This is a genomic window from Lysinibacillus sp. CTST325 (genome assembly GCF_054665055.1).
The window spans coordinates 251,797-266,198 of record NZ_BAAFHO010000003.1 but is presented as its reverse complement, the minus strand read 5'-3'; the positions used below and the strand labels follow the sequence as shown (position 1 = coordinate 266,198).

The following is a 14,402-nucleotide window of genomic DNA, read 5'->3' as shown; positions in this document are numbered from 1 at the left end:
TTTTTTCTTTTGAGACTGGTATCCAAGGATTTGCCGGTTCTATCCATGACTTTACCGGTTCTATCCACGACTTTGGGTTCTATCCACGACTTCGGCTCTTCTATCCATGATTTTGCCGGTCTATCCACGACTTTGACTCTTCTATCCGTCACTCTGATCTCTTTCCATCACTTGGCTGGTTCTATCCATCGCTCTGACTTCTATTCCTCGGGTAGTTTAGTAAAACTGACGGATTGAAATGACGATTTAATGGATAAAACTATCATTCTGACAAATAGTGCGGATAGGCTAGATTTTCTGTATAATAGCCTACGTAAGGAAGTGAAAAAATGATTCTATCGAAAAAGAGATGGCAGGTAGAGCGCCCAGACGCTAAGCTTGTCCAAACATTACAAAATGACCTACAACTTTCTGCGATTGCAGCGAAAATTTTAGCAGCACGAGGTTGCGAAACAACTGCTGACGCAGAGAGTTTATTAAATATGACAGAAGCAAGTATTCATGACCCGTTTTTAATGCATGGTATGGCAGAAGCTGTAGCACGTATTGAGCAAGCGCTTGAAAACGGAGAGAAAATCCTAGTATATGGCGATTACGACGCCGATGGAGTCACTAGTACGACAGTAATGCTTAATGTGTTGCTTGATATCGGTGCCGGTGTATCGTTTAAAATACCGAATCGTTTTATTCATGGCTATGGACCGAATGAGGCGCTATTTCGTGAAGCACATGACGAGGGTGTTCAGCTAATTATAACAGTTGATAATGGTATTTCAGGCATGGAACCGATTCGTATCGCGAAGGAACTAGGTATGGATGTTATCGTTACAGATCACCATGAACCAGGCGATGAATTACCACCAGCAGATATTATATTACATCCTCGTATACCAGAAGGACATTATCCATTTGGTGAGCTTGCAGGTGTGGGGGTAGCTTTTAAGTTAGCACATGCTCTATATGGAGAACTGCCAACGCATTTAATTGAATATGTAGCTGTTGGAACGGTAGCGGATTTAGTACCACTAGTTGATGAAAACCGCTACTTAGTAAAACGAGGAATAGAAGAAATGCGCCGCTCACTCAGCCCTTGGGTACAAGCAATGTGTGAAGTAGCCAGTGCAGAACAAGCAAAAATTAGCGAGGAAACAATCGGTTTTTATTTTGGACCGCGCTTAAATGCAGTTGGTCGTCTGGGGGAAGCCGCACCAGGTGTAGAGTTATTAATGGCTGAAGATAATGCTAAAGCAATAGCATTAGCGAAACAACTTAATGCGTGTAATAGTGAACGCAAAGATATTGTAAAGAGTATTACAGATGAGGCCGTTGCTCTCATTGAATCAGATAAAAAAATCGGGGATTCACTCGTTTTAGTTATTGCTGGAGAAGGCTGGAATGCTGGAGTAGTAGGGATTGTCGCGTCCCGTCTTGTAGAGCTCTATTATCGTCCTACAATTGTACTGTCACTTGACTATGAAAAAGGGACAGCTAAAGGTTCAGCTCGTAGTATTGAAGGCTTCCATTTATTTAATGAACTAGCGAAAAATCGAGATATATTACCTCATTTTGGTGGGCATCCTATGGCGGCGGGGATGACATTATCTATTGAGCATGTAGATGAATTAAGATCACGCTTAGATGCTCAAGCAAGGGAATGTTTATCAGAAGAACAATTGACACCTGTACTCAATATTGATATACCACTAAAAATGGATGAAATTTCAGCAGATGCTATTGAAGAGATTTCAACGCTTGGTCCATATGGTACGGATTTTCCGAAGCCTGTTTATGTGCTCGAAGATGTGGAAATATCCTCCATGCGGAAAATTGGAGCAGCAGAAAATCATATAAAAATGGAATTGACGGATGGCTATGAAAAATTGGATAGTGTCGGATTCAATAAAGGACATTTACACGACGAGTTAACATATGGAATAAAAGTATCATTTACTGGGGATTTACAAATTAACGAATGGCAAGGGCGTAAAAAAGCTCAATTTATGATAGAGGATGTCCAAACGACAGAATGGCAATTATTTGATATTCGTGGTATTCGCCAAACATCACGTTGGTTAAATACGGTCCCAAAAGAGGAGGCAACATTTATCGCCTTCCGTCCAGAGACGATTACCTATTACGAGTCGCTAATTGGTGTACCAATCCTAGCAGTGGACCCTACGCTTTCGAATGTAGAACAAAGCAATTATATCGTGCTATTGGATTTGCCACAAAATGTTCAAATGTTAGAAAATGTCTTACGAAAAACAGCGCCTTCTCGTATATATGCACACTTTTACATGCCTGATTCTCAGTATTTCAATGGATTGCCTACACGTGAGCAATTCTCCTGGTATTATAAGTTTTTGAAAAATCGTCCTGCTTTCCCATTAAATATGCATTTAGCTGAATTAGCTAAGCATACAGGTTGGCCGTTAGATGCATTAAAATTTATGACACAGGTGTTTTTTGAGCTTGATTTTGTTAAAATGGAGAGTGGACTGACGACTGTCAACGTGAATGCACCAAAACAGGCACTTACAGAGGCACCGTCTTACAAACAGCGTTCAGAACAGATTGAAATGGAGCAGAAGCTAGTATATGCCCCTTATATAGAATTAAAACAATGGTTTGATGAACGATTACATTAATATACGAATAAGTTTCGTAGGAGGAACAATAACATGGATTTAAAGCAATACGTAACAACGGTTGAAAACTGGCCGAAAGAGGGCATTAGCTTCAAAGATATTACAACAATTATGGATAACGGTGCTGCATACAAGTATGCAACAGACCAAATCGTAAGTTACGCAAAAGAATTAGGTGCTGAAATTGTGGTAGGTCCTGAGGCTCGTGGCTTCATAATCGGATGTCCAGTTGCTTATGCACTTGAAATTGGTTTTGCGCCTGTTCGTAAACCAGGAAAATTACCACGTGAAGTCATTAGTGCTGACTACGGTCTTGAGTACGGTAAAGATACGCTAACAATGCACAAAGATGCGATTAAACCAGGTCAAAAAGTATTAATCTGTGATGATTTACTTGCGACTGGTGGTACAGTTGAAGCGACAGTGCGTTTAGTTGAACAATTAGGTGGTCAAGTTGTTGGCTGTGCATTCCTAATCGAGTTAAAAGAGCTGAATGGTCGTGCAAAACTTGGCGACTTAAACATAAAAACACTTATTGAATATTAATTAATGATTTGGTTGACTGGAGTGAAGACTAGACTCCTTCTCCGGGAAAGCGCCCAGCCGGAACGGAAATCAGCCTCTCGTTTTGCAGAAGAGTCATACAATAATATGAAAAGCGTCACATTTTTGTGGCGTTTTTTATTTATAAAGAGATTAATCGATATAGTAAGTATTAAAAACATTTTAAATTCAAGAGTAAGGGGGAGTTGGCTTTGTCATATTATGTAATTGATGCTTTTACTGAAACAAAATTTGGTGGTAATCCAGCAGGTGTAGTAATTTATGAAAATTTAGATGAAGAGTTTATGCAGAAATTTGCTGCAGAAGTTCATTTTTCAGAAACAGCATTTATTAAAAAAATAGACAATAAAAATTTTGACATAAAGTTTTTTACACCGACTACACAGGTTGAACTTTGTGGACATGCTACTATTGCATCCTTTAAGGCATTATTAGACAGTTGTGCTATTGAAGATAATAATACATATTTTATGAACACACTCGCAGGCACACTTGCTGTTGAAGTGAATCAATCATTTATAATGATGGAGCAAGCTGAACCTCAGTTAGGAAAAATATTCGATGATTATGATCGGTTGTCTAGCCTTTTCAAAATTGATAAAAGCCAAATAGGAGATATAAATTTCAATCTAGTACCTCAAGCAGCGAGCACTGGTCTTTGGGATATAATGCTTCCAATAAAAACAAAGAATGATTTGTATGCTTTAAATCCTGATTTTAAAGCACTTGCTGAATTTTCAAAGATCAATAAAGTGGGGGGCGTTCATGCATTTACGCTCGATACAGAAGAAGGGATAGCAGAGAGTAGAAACTTTTGCCCACTCTATGGCATTGATGAGGAAGCTGCAACAGGTACTTCAAATGGGGCATTAACTTATTATCTTTTTCATAACCACATACTAAATGAATTTGATCAAGAGTACTCGTTCCTCCAAGGGCATAGTATGGGCAGACCTTCTAATATCTTTACAAAATTAATAAATAAAAATAATCCAAGAGTTATGGTAGGTGGGCAAGCAATTATCTTGTCAAAAGGGGAACTATGCTAGGGTGACTTCTTTACTTCGGCAAAACAACGGTTTCACTTAGTGTGCATCTTCTGGCATATCACTCTAATTTATAATAAAAATATGTATAAATAAACGTAGCGGCAGCAACAAGTGATTTTTGTGCGAAATCAGAGCCATATTTTATTTAATATGACACCTTAATTTCATCGGCATAATAGCTCTAGAACAACTTTAAGAATCCATTTTGATCAATCATGTTCAAAATGGATTTTTTTGTTTAGGTCCGTTTATTTATTCTTCATTATAAGATTGAATTATTTTTTGCATAGTTTTCAATGTTTCATAAAAATCATTGTATTTTTCTAAGCCGATATCATTGATAATTCTTTCTTGGATATCTTGCCAAATTGGAGCAGCCTCGTTTAATTTTTCAAGCCCTTTATCAGTTAATGTAATGATTTTTGTTCGAGCATCTTGTGAATCTCTTGTTAAATCCACATAGCCATTTTGCTTTAACAAGTTAATATTGCGCGTAATGGTTGTTTGATCGAGCAACAAAATTTCACCTAGTCGACTTATGGAAACTGATTGTTGATGATCGATATTTGCTAGCATTGAGTATTGTGTAACTTTTAAACCAGTGGGCTGTAGTAATTTATCATACAATTGTGTCACGACTCGTGTTTTTTTTCGAAGGTTTGCACATACACATATTTGTGTGTAATCTATATTCTTCATTGCTCCGCACTCCTTTTCGAGTTGGTTCAATATTATAGTATCCCTATTGATTTATTTTGTTAAGTTGGAAAATGTTTCTTGACAGTAATAAAACCGATTACTAAGATTATATATGTATATACATGTTTTTGAAAGACATTTACCCCGATAATATATGCATATACATATATCGAGTTGTAATCTTTTTTATTAAAGAGTATTTAAAAAATCTTTCAAGAAATGAAGGTGTCAAGATGAAGCGTATTCATTATAGCTGGTTTATTTTAGTCGTAACCTTTTTCTCAATTATTGTTGCAGGGATTACAATGTCATCATCAGGGGTATTTATAGACTCCTTTGAAAAAGAATTTAATTGGGATCGATCTTTAATTGCCTTAGCTTTTGCGGTGAGTCTATTTTTATATGGTTTTTCGGGTCCGTTTATGGCAGCATTACTAGAAATAGTAGGTTTAAAGAAAATGATGCTAGGTGCGATGGCTACATTATTCATGGGCATGATGCTTACGCTTTTCATGACTCAATCATGGCAGTTAATCGTTATATGGGGCGGTATTATTGGTTTAGGAGCAAGTCTTTTTTTAACGGTGTTAAGTCCGTATGTAGCCAATCATTGGTTTGTGAAAAGTAGAGGATTGGCAGTAGGGATATTAACGGCTAGTACTGCAACAGGGCAGCTAATTCTCCTCCCTATATTGGCGATTATTATTGAACATTATTCTTGGCGATGGGCGATTGGATTAATTCTCTTTCTAAGTATTGTTATGTTCATCACTATTTCAATATTTATTAAAAATAAACCACAGGATATTGGGATTCTTCCTTATGGAATGGAAGAAGATTTAGAAATGCAACAAGAGAATCATAAGAAAAATCCGATTAGTATTGCTTTTGATGGTTTATTTGAGGCAATAAAGAAGAAAGAATTTTGGTTATTAGCGGGAAGTTTTTTTATTTGTGGACTTTCAACTAGTGGGCTAGTTGGTACTCATTTTGTTTCATACTGTATTAGCTTTGGTGTCCCTTTAGTAACCGCTGCATCCTTTCTTTCTTTTATGGGAGTGTTTAATCTTGTAGGTACTACTTTATCCGGGTGGCTGTCTGATCGTTTTGATAATCGATGGTTATTGTTTTGGTATTACCTTTTAAGAGGAACGTCTCTGCTTTTACTTCCGTATGCATTAATGCAAGGGTCGCTCACTTTACTGACAATCTTTACAATATTTTATGGATTAGATTGGATTGCTACAGTACCCCCAACGATTAGTATTTCTAGACAAATTTTTGGTGCAAATAAAAGTGGCGTTATTTATGGGTGGATTTTCGCATCACATCAAGCAGGAGCAGCAGTTGCTGCCTATGGTGGAGGCCTCATCTATAAGTTTTTCAATTCATATACTTGGGCCTTTTTCCTTGCTGGGATGTTCTGTGCATTGGCAAGTTTATTTGTCATCATCGTGAAAAAACAAACACCTCATCATGCTAATACTTGATAACTAGGTTAATTCCTTTCCTGTTGGTGCGATTCTTGATGCTATCGTCGGTTCTCGAAATTTTATCAGCGATTTCACAATTGCTTCGCTTTCGCACAGAAAAAATTTGCCTAGCTTATATTGGAATTCGCCGCTAACCAAAAGGGAGAACGCTGCTAAAAGAGAGAGTTGCGCCGCTAAAAGAGAGAGTTGCGCCGCTAAGTAAAGGGAGAACGCCGCTAAAAGAGAGAATTGCGCCGCTAACCAAAGGAGAACGCCGCTAAAAGAGAGAGTTGCGCCGCTAACCAAAGGGAGAACGCCGCTAAAACATAAAATTGCGCCGCCAACCAAGCAAGGAACGCCGCAAAAACCCGATTTCCGCCGCTATCGCTTTCACGCAAAAAAACATTGGTTGCTGTCGCTACGTTACACTGCGCTATCGCACCCCTCTTTATACCGAAAAGCTATACTGATTTAACACGACACCTTAATTTCATTGAAGCAATAGTTATCACAAAAAAAGTTGAAGCCAGTATCATATGGGCTTCAACTTTTTTTATTAAAAATTTTTTTGACATCAATCAAACAAAAGTTTATAATGTAAACAAATATAATAAAAGGTGATGCTATGAATGAAAGAGAACAGGCGGTCCTTGCATTAATTCGCCAGAATCCGTTTATGTCTCAACAAGAGATGGCCGATAAGATGAATCTATCACGACCAGTCCTTGCTAATTTAGTGTCGAGCTTAACGAAGCAGGGGAAAATTGTAGGCCGTGCGTATATTTTGCCTGAGGAAAATGAAATCATTTGTATCGGCGGAGCCAATCTTGACCGAAAATTTCATGTGAAGGGGAATGTCCAGTTCGGTACATCCAATCCTGCAAGCTCTTCATTTAGTGTAGGTGGTGTTGGACGAAACATTGCTGAAAACTTAGGCAGATTAAATCATCAAGTAACATTGCTAACTACCGCCGGCAAAGATGCTGATTGGCAAGTGATCCAAGAAGCTTCAGAGCCATTTATGAATTTACGTTATGTAGAGCAGTTACCAGACGCTGCGACTGGTTCCTATACTGCGGTTATGGATGAGCGGGGCGAGCTAGCACTAGCAGTAGCAAATATGGAAGTATATGATCTTTTATTGCCAAGTTTGCTAAAAAAACATGAGGCAATGCTCATGAATGCGGGCTGCTTTATTATGGACTTAAACTGTCCAAAGGAAACAGTGGCTTACATACAGCAGGTTGCAATTGCCCGTGACATTCCGTTTGTCATCGTACCGGTATCTTCACCAAAAATGAATCGATTACCCGATACGTTGCAAGGTGTAACATGGTTTATTTGTAACACAGATGAAGCAGAGACGATTGTTGGTCATAAAATCGAAAACTCTGTGCATTATGAAAAGGCTTTACAGCAACTTCTTACATTAGGTGCTGACCAGGTAATTATTACTGCGGGTAGCAAGGGTGTGTATGCAGCTTCCACTACAACGAAGCCAAGTCATTACGCGGCTAAAGCTATTGAAAAAATTGAAGATGTAACAGGTGCAGGAGACGCCTTTGTCAGTGCTGTAATCCATAGCTGGCTTACGGGGCAATCCTTTGCAACATGTATTGATGCAGGTTTAACGAATGCCAAAAATACGCTTGCATCCCCATATACAGTAAGACCTGAGCTATCAGTTGATTTGTTAAACAGTGAAATGGAGGAATAACACATGAAAGAATTTATCGTATTATCAGAAGAAGTAAAAGCAGGACAAGCAAAAGGCTTACCAATCGTAGCATTAGAATCAACAATTATTTCTCACGGAATGCCATATCCACAAAATGTACAAACAGCACGTGAAGTGGAACAAATTGTTCGTGATAATGGTGGAGTACCAGCAACAATTGCATTAATCGACGGTAAAATTAAAATTGGTTTATCTGATGAAGAACTTGAAATGTTCGGCAATGCACAAGGTGTCGCAAAAGCATCTCGTCGCGACTTAGGCTATCTTTTAGCATCAAAAAAATTAGGAGCTACAACTGTAGCTGCAACAATGATTTGTGCGGAGCTAGCTGGTATTGAAATTTTTGTAACTGGCGGTATTGGCGGCGTACACCGTGGTGCTGAAACAACAATGGATATTTCAGCAGATTTAGAAGAATTAGCACAAACAAATGTTGCTGTAATTTGTGCGGGTGCTAAGTCTATTTTAGATATTGGCTTAACTTTAGAATATCTTGAAACAAAAGGTGTACCAGTTGTTGGATATGGTACAGATGAGCTACCAGCATTCTATACACGTCAAAGTGGTTTTGATGTAAACTTCCAGATTGATACACCAGAGGAAGTGGCAGAAATGCTACGTGCAAAATGGCAATTAGGCTTAAAAGGCGGAGCTGTCATTGCTAACCCAATTCCAGAGTCTGAAGCGCTTGAGCATTCATTCATTACTGAAATCATTGAAAAAGCTTTAGTAGAAGCAGAAGAAAACGGTATTCAAGGTAAAAACGTGACACCATTCTTACTTGGAAAAGTTAAAGAATTAACAGAAGGTAAAAGCCTTGTTGCCAATATTGCATTAGTAAAAAATAATGCAGTAGTTGGTACAAAAATTGCGGTAGCGTATAATAAATAAGCTAACAACTATGATACAAGAAGAGAGACTCTATGCGAATATTGCATTCGCAAAGGGTCTTTTTATTCATTTCCGAGAATATTTTTTCTATTTCTCACATTGTTCACGAGAATAACTAAACAAAATGACACAGTTACTTTACAATAGCCCATAAAATTTTATACAATTAAGTTTATATCTAATCTGAAAAATTTGACGAGCAAGGTGGACATGTTATGGCGAAAGAGCAAATTTTGACTCCCGAGGACGTTTTTGAGTTAGTCAAATCCTACATGAATGCGGAAAATGTCGCATTCGTGAAAAAAGCATATGAATTAGCAAGGGATGCCCATATCGAGCAATTCCGAAGCTCGGGTGAACCGTATATTATTCATCCTGTGCAAGTAGCTGGTATTTTAGCTGAATTGCAAATGGATCCTGAAACAGTTGCGGCTGGTTTTTTACATGATGTTGTAGAGGATACGGATTTTACGCGTGACGATTTGGTTCGTGAATTCGGCGAAGAGGTTGCGATGCTTGTTGACGGTGTAACAAAGCTAGGGAAAATTAAATATTTATCTAAAGAGGCGCAACAAGCAGAAAATCATCGAAAAATGTTTGTAGCTATGGCGCAGGATATTCGTGTCATTTTAATTAAACTGGCAGACCGCCTCCATAATATGCGCACGTTAAAGCATTTACCAGCCGAAAAACAACGCCGTATTTCTAAAGAAACGCTTGAAATTTTTGCACCACTTGCGCATCGTCTTGGGATTTCGACTGTTAAATGGGAGCTTGAGGATACGGCTCTTCGTTATTTAAATCCACAGCAATATTATCGCATTGTCAGTCTTATGAAGAAAAAACGTGATGAGCGTGAGGCATATTTAGACAATGTAATGGCTGAGATGAAGTCACAGCTTACAGATGTTGAAATTGACGCGGATGTTTATGGTCGCCCAAAACATATTTACAGTATTTATCGTAAGATGGTGTTACAAAAGAAACAATTCAACGAGATTTATGATTTATTAGCCATTCGTGTACTTGTCGATAGTATTAAAGATTGCTATGCCGTACTTGGGATTGTGCATACATTATGGAAGCCAATGCCTGGACGTTTTAAAGATTATATTGCGATGCCAAAACAAAACCTATATCAATCCCTGCATACGACAGTAATTGGTCCTTATGGTGACCCATTAGAAGTTCAAATTCGTACGAAGGAAATGCATAAAATTGCCGAGTACGGGATTGCAGCGCATTGGGCGTATAAAGAAGGTAAAAAAGTTGATCATGTAAAACAAAATGTCGACCAAAAATTAACATGGTTCCGAGAAATTTTGGAATTCCAAAATGAATCTTCTAATGCTGAAGAATTTATGGAATCTTTAAAATTTGATTTATTCTCTGATATGGTCTATGTATTCACACCTGAAGGAGATGTCATTGAATTACCAGCAGGCTCTGTACCTATCGACTTCGCATACCGTGTGCATTCAGAAGTTGGGAATCGTACAATTGGCGCAAAAATCAATGGTAAAATGGTGCCACTTGATACACCGTTAAAAACGGGAGATATTATTGAAATTTTAACGTCTAAGCAATCATTTGGTCCGAGTCGCGATTGGCTAAAAATAGCCCAATCCTCACAGGCGAAAAATAAAATAAAGCAGTTTTTCAAACGTCATCTTCGTGAGGAAAATATCATCAAAGGTAAAGAGATGATAGAAAAGGAAATCCGTGCACAAGGTTTTGATGTGAAAGAAACAATGTCAGCGGACAACTTGAAGCGAGTATGTGAAAAATTCAACTATACAAATGAAGAAGATTTGTATGCAGCTGTTGGCATGAATGGAATTACAGCTCAGCAAGTTGTTAATCGTCTAGCGGAAAAACGTCGCAAAGAGCGTGAACAGGAAGAAGCGCTAGAGAAAATTGAACAAAAAATGAAAAACCCTATTCCACAAAAACGTACGGAATCGGGTGTTATCGTAAAAGATATCGACAATATGCTTATTCGACTTTCACGTTGTTGTACGCCAGTTCCAGGAGATGAAATTGTAGGTTTCATTACAAAAGGTAGAGGTGTTTCAGTGCACCGTGCGGACTGTCCAAATATTCAAGTTGATGATGAGCAGGAGCGCTTAATAGAGGTTGAATGGGAACATGGACTTACTCCTGAGAAAAAAGAATATCCTGTCGATATTGAAGTTTCAGCCTTCGATAGACCAGGGATTTTAAATGAAATCATGCAAATTGTTAGCGAAACGAAAACGAATATTTTAGCAGTGAGTGGTCGTGCAGACCGTGATAAAATGGCAACGATTCATTTAACGATTTCGATTTCAAATATTTCGCATTTGCATAAAGTAGTGGAACGTATTAAGCAAACACCTGATATATATTCCGTACAACGTGTTATTAACTAATTGGAATGGTTGGGCAGTAGCAACTTTGTTATGTACCGAAAATGGAGATTCTGGTGCATACAATAGGAGAATTGAGGTTTTAAAAAATGAAAGTAGTTTTACAACGTAGTAAAGCAGCCTCTGTTACGGTAGACGGAAAAGTAACGGGAGCTATTGATAGCGGTTATGTTCTTCTGGTCGGCATTACACACGGGGACTCGCAAGAGGATGTTGAATATTTAGCGAAAAAAGTAGCAAATCTCCGCCTTTGGGAAGATGCTGATGGAAAAATGAATCATTCCATTTTAGAGCATGGAGGGGCTATTTTATCCGTCTCGCAATTTACATTGTATGGGGATGCAAAAAAAGGGAATCGTCCAAGTTTTACAAGTGCAGCAAAACCAGAAGTTGCGGAACCGTTATGGGAGGCTTTTAATAATGCCTTACGTGAACACGGTTTACATGTGGAAACAGGAATATTCGGTGCAATGATGGATGTTGCACTGACAAATGATGGCCCTATCACAATACTTCTTGAGTCTAAATAAATGGTACATTTCCTATGATTCCTTCATACATTAAAAAGTATGGTTAGTTTTGTAGGAAGGAAGTGTATTAAAGATGACGCAGGTAGGAAGCATATCAAATCCATATTTATACGAAACTCTTAACATGATGATTGGTCAGGCAATTGTAGTGCAAACTAAGAAAAATATTCAGCAAGGAAAATTAATCTCTGTATTACCTGACGATATTGTTTTAGAGGTTAGCCGTACGCCATTTTTCATTAGTATGAAAGAAATTGTATGGGTGACGCTAGCAACAATGAAAAAATAAGCGCATAAAGGACCCCTATATCCATGTAATGTAAGTTGGAGACCTTTTGCGTTTAAGCGTGTGTTAGACAGTGAGTACTGAAACCTAAGACCTGTTTGTATGAACATCTATCGTTTGCAATACATTCGGCAAACATCATAACTTTCTATCAACTTATGACTACTATAACGAAAGAGTCATTTAAAACAGTCTCATAATTAATTGATCATAATAAAAAAGCTGCAAGGGAAGTATAATGCTTATTTCCTTTGCAGCTTATTTATTTATCCCACATTAATGCTCGATTGGTGAAGACTATGAATAAGTGGAGATGAGAAAGTCCCCACCTATTCAAGTTTCACTCCTTTCCGAACGCAATTATGCTGAGGTATAATTGATTTTTATTGATCTTCGTTAAAGTAATTTAAAATACCTTGGTAGATGCCGAGAGTAGCTTGTTCACGGAATTTAGCGTTTGTAATAGCACGTTCCTCACTACCATTACTTAAGTATCCTAGCTCAATGAGGGCAGCTTGTTGACGATTTTCTCGTAGAACTAAATAATTTCCTTGTTGGGTACCACGATTCTTTAAATCGATTTTATTGGAAAGTCCATTATTTATTGCCTCTGCAAGACCTTGTTGATTACTGTTCATATAATATGAGGTGAAGCCATTAATGGAGCTATCGTCTGTTGCATCATAGTGAATACTGATAAAAGCATCTGCCTCATACTGGTGTGCAATTGATACGCGTTTACGGAGTGCAACATATTCATCTGATTCTCTAGTCATGACAACATTTGCTCCAGCAGCACTCAACTTTGAAGCTAGAAGCGAAGCTGTTTTCAATGTAATTTCCTTCTCATTTGTGCCACGTTGTCCGGTAGTGCCGTGATCATTTCCCCCATGTCCAGCATCTACGACGATAGTTAGCCCATTTAAAGTGCCTTTCTTGCGTGGTGTAGATTTATCTTTTTTTATAGCAGTAGCGGGTTTGCCCGACGAAGTAGTAGTAACGACCCAGTTCGCCACAAATGCAGTTTTGTCATCTACTTGTATTTCATAAAAATCATTTTTTGCGCCTACAATAGGGTAGGTTTTACCAGCATCTACACGTTCAACAACATCAGCAGTTGTTGTTGCATCTGTCCGTAGGTTTGTCCCATTATAAAGGATTGTGACAGATTCAAGCTCTGAGGAAGAAGAAGCAGATTTTGATGTCGTTTTATCATTATTTGAAAAAGTACCATAAAAGCTATAAACCCAACCTGCTTTATTTTCGTTATATTGAATTTGTACCCAATTATGCTCTTGAGCCAGCACTTTAAAGGCTTGTCCATTTGAAGCTGTTCCTATTTTTTTAGCATTTAAGTCGGGATTTTGGCGCACATTAAGTGCATCTACTAAAACTGTAAATGTTGTATCTTTGTTGATTTTTTTTGTAGAAACTTCAACTTTAGGTTCATCAGTCTTAGCCTCAGCTTTAGCTTTTTTTTCAGGTAGGTCATTGATTGTAACATAGTCAGTAGATACCCAACCTACTAGTCCGTTCCAATCTATTTTTGCCCATTCGCCATTTTTTTCAATAAGTTTAGCTTGGCTGCCTATTGATAATTGTCCAAGAACTGCTGAAGATATGTCAGGCTCAGTACGAATATTTAGACGATCAACTTGTGAAATCAACGTTTGATCAACCGTTTGTTTATCGTTTATTGAAGCTGTTAGCCAAGATGCTACCCAACCTTCGTAATCGCCTGCTTTTACTTGAATCCAGTCACCCTCACGACTAATAGAAGTTAGCGAATCACCCTCATCTAATGTCGTAATGATTGGATAAGACAGTCCAGGTCCCTCACGTAAATGAAGAATCGTTCCAGTTACTTTTAAATCACTGGTGTCTGCTAGTGCTCTTTGAATATTGTTCATACTTGGAATTGCAATCATTAGCACTAACACGAAGATGATACTAATATTTAAAAGTTTTGTCCTCATCAGATTCCTCCTATCTTGTGCTATTTTACCATGCTTTAGTAATAGAATTCGTGGGAAAAAGGTAATGGAATTTGTTATTTTATCGAATGTATTGTAAAAAAAATAAAAACAGTTGACATTGCCTTTTGTTGTGACTAACAT

Annotated in this window: 13 protein-coding genes; 10 read left to right on the top strand and 3 right to left on the bottom strand. The window is 38.0% G+C overall.

The features are described 5' to 3' along the window. Positions 1-9 precede the first annotated feature (9 nt). The 4 genes from ACYQ73_RS11060 to ACYQ73_RS11045 all read left to right on the top strand — a co-directional run bounded on the left by ACYQ73_RS11060 (position 10) and on the right by ACYQ73_RS11045 (position 4,261). The gene (locus tag ACYQ73_RS11060) at positions 10-237 is read left to right on the top strand and encodes a hypothetical protein (protein WP_460012546.1); all 228 of its coding nucleotides are present in this window, start codon (positions 10-12) and stop codon (positions 235-237) included. Positions 238-329: 92 nt separating this feature from the next. Further along, a complete protein-coding gene (gene recJ / locus ACYQ73_RS11055) occupies positions 330-2,648 on the top strand; it encodes a single-stranded-DNA-specific exonuclease RecJ (RefSeq protein WP_460012545.1) in 2,319 nt (772 codons plus the stop codon). Between the two features lie 33 nt (positions 2,649-2,681). After that, positions 2,682-3,194 (top strand): adenine phosphoribosyltransferase, encoded by a 513-nt coding sequence (locus ACYQ73_RS11050; protein ID WP_132356963.1) that lies wholly within the window; start codon positions 2,682-2,684, stop codon positions 3,192-3,194. A gap of 209 nt (positions 3,195-3,403) precedes the next feature. Continuing rightward, positions 3,404-4,261 carry a PhzF family phenazine biosynthesis protein gene (locus ACYQ73_RS11045; protein ID WP_460012544.1) on the top strand — a complete coding sequence of 286 codons (858 nt, stop codon included), beginning with the start codon at positions 3,404-3,406 and terminating at the stop codon, positions 4,259-4,261. 252 nt (positions 4,262-4,513) lie between these two features. Here ACYQ73_RS11045 and ACYQ73_RS11040 read toward each other — a convergent pair whose 3' ends face one another. Next, the gene (locus tag ACYQ73_RS11040; RefSeq protein WP_460012543.1) at positions 4,514-4,960 is read right to left on the bottom strand and encodes a MarR family winged helix-turn-helix transcriptional regulator; all 447 of its coding nucleotides are present in this window, start codon (positions 4,958-4,960) and stop codon (positions 4,514-4,516) included. Positions 4,961-5,193: 233 nt separating this feature from the next. On the opposite strand from ACYQ73_RS11040, the gene ACYQ73_RS11035 reads away from it, so the two are divergent. Then, a complete protein-coding gene (locus ACYQ73_RS11035; protein WP_460012542.1) occupies positions 5,194-6,450 on the top strand; it encodes an MFS transporter in 1,257 nt (418 codons plus the stop codon). Positions 6,451-6,453: 3 nt separating this feature from the next. Here the strand turns inward: ACYQ73_RS11035 and ACYQ73_RS11030 are convergent, their stop codons facing one another. After that, positions 6,454-6,780 (bottom strand): hypothetical protein, encoded by a 327-nt coding sequence (locus ACYQ73_RS11030; protein WP_460012541.1) that lies wholly within the window; start codon positions 6,778-6,780, stop codon positions 6,454-6,456. Between the two features lie 277 nt (positions 6,781-7,057). On the opposite strand from ACYQ73_RS11030, the gene ACYQ73_RS11025 reads away from it, so the two are divergent. The 5 genes from ACYQ73_RS11025 to ACYQ73_RS11005 all read left to right on the top strand — a co-directional run bounded on the left by ACYQ73_RS11025 (position 7,058) and on the right by ACYQ73_RS11005 (position 12,288). Continuing rightward, complete coding sequence (locus ACYQ73_RS11025; protein ID WP_460012540.1) at positions 7,058-8,149, top strand: carbohydrate kinase; 1,092 nt, start codon at positions 7,058-7,060, stop codon at positions 8,147-8,149. A 3-nt stretch (positions 8,150-8,152) separates the two neighbouring features. After that, positions 8,153-9,061 carry a pseudouridine-5'-phosphate glycosidase gene (locus ACYQ73_RS11020; protein ID WP_460012539.1) on the top strand — a complete coding sequence of 303 codons (909 nt, stop codon included), beginning with the start codon at positions 8,153-8,155 and terminating at the stop codon, positions 9,059-9,061. A 215-nt stretch (positions 9,062-9,276) separates the two neighbouring features. Further along, positions 9,277-11,472 carry a RelA/SpoT family protein gene (locus tag ACYQ73_RS11015; RefSeq protein ID WP_460012538.1) on the top strand — a complete coding sequence of 732 codons (2,196 nt, stop codon included), beginning with the start codon at positions 9,277-9,279 and terminating at the stop codon, positions 11,470-11,472. Positions 11,473-11,558: 86 nt separating this feature from the next. After that, positions 11,559-11,999 (top strand): D-aminoacyl-tRNA deacylase, encoded by a 441-nt coding sequence (gene dtd, locus ACYQ73_RS11010; RefSeq protein ID WP_460012537.1) that lies wholly within the window; start codon positions 11,559-11,561, stop codon positions 11,997-11,999. A gap of 73 nt (positions 12,000-12,072) precedes the next feature. Then, positions 12,073-12,288 carry a DUF2642 domain-containing protein gene (locus tag ACYQ73_RS11005; RefSeq protein ID WP_337989256.1) on the top strand — a complete coding sequence of 72 codons (216 nt, stop codon included), beginning with the start codon at positions 12,073-12,075 and terminating at the stop codon, positions 12,286-12,288. A gap of 380 nt (positions 12,289-12,668) precedes the next feature. Here the strand turns inward: ACYQ73_RS11005 and ACYQ73_RS11000 are convergent, their stop codons facing one another. After that, the gene (locus ACYQ73_RS11000; protein ID WP_460012536.1) at positions 12,669-14,261 is read right to left on the bottom strand and encodes an N-acetylmuramoyl-L-alanine amidase; all 1,593 of its coding nucleotides are present in this window, start codon (positions 14,259-14,261) and stop codon (positions 12,669-12,671) included. Between the last annotated feature and the right edge of the window lie 141 nt (positions 14,262-14,402).

What these genes read in the sequence shown, in the direction of transcription:
- ACYQ73_RS11050 (WP_132356963.1), top strand. Translation starts at nt 2,682, where the DNA reads ATGGATTTAAAGCAATACGTAACAACGGTTGAAAACTGGCCGAAAGAG.
- ACYQ73_RS11025 (WP_460012540.1), top strand. Translation starts at nt 7,058, where the DNA reads ATGAATGAAAGAGAACAGGCGGTCCTTGCATTAATTCGCCAGAATCCG.
- ACYQ73_RS11020 (WP_460012539.1), top strand. Translation starts at nt 8,153, where the DNA reads ATGAAAGAATTTATCGTATTATCAGAAGAAGTAAAAGCAGGACAAGCA.
- ACYQ73_RS11040 (WP_460012543.1), bottom strand. Translation starts at nt 4,960, where the DNA reads ATGAAGAATATAGATTACACACAAATATGTGTATGTGCAAACCTTCGA.
- ACYQ73_RS11000 (WP_460012536.1), bottom strand. Translation starts at nt 14,261, where the DNA reads ATGAGGACAAAACTTTTAAATATTAGTATCATCTTCGTGTTAGTGCTA.
- dtd (WP_460012537.1), top strand. Translation starts at nt 11,559, where the DNA reads ATGAAAGTAGTTTTACAACGTAGTAAAGCAGCCTCTGTTACGGTAGAC.
- ACYQ73_RS11035 (WP_460012542.1), top strand. Translation starts at nt 5,194, where the DNA reads ATGAAGCGTATTCATTATAGCTGGTTTATTTTAGTCGTAACCTTTTTC.
- ACYQ73_RS11015 (WP_460012538.1), top strand. Translation starts at nt 9,277, where the DNA reads ATGGCGAAAGAGCAAATTTTGACTCCCGAGGACGTTTTTGAGTTAGTC.
- ACYQ73_RS11005 (WP_337989256.1), top strand. Translation starts at nt 12,073, where the DNA reads ATGACGCAGGTAGGAAGCATATCAAATCCATATTTATACGAAACTCTT.
- recJ (WP_460012545.1), top strand. Translation starts at nt 330, where the DNA reads ATGATTCTATCGAAAAAGAGATGGCAGGTAGAGCGCCCAGACGCTAAG.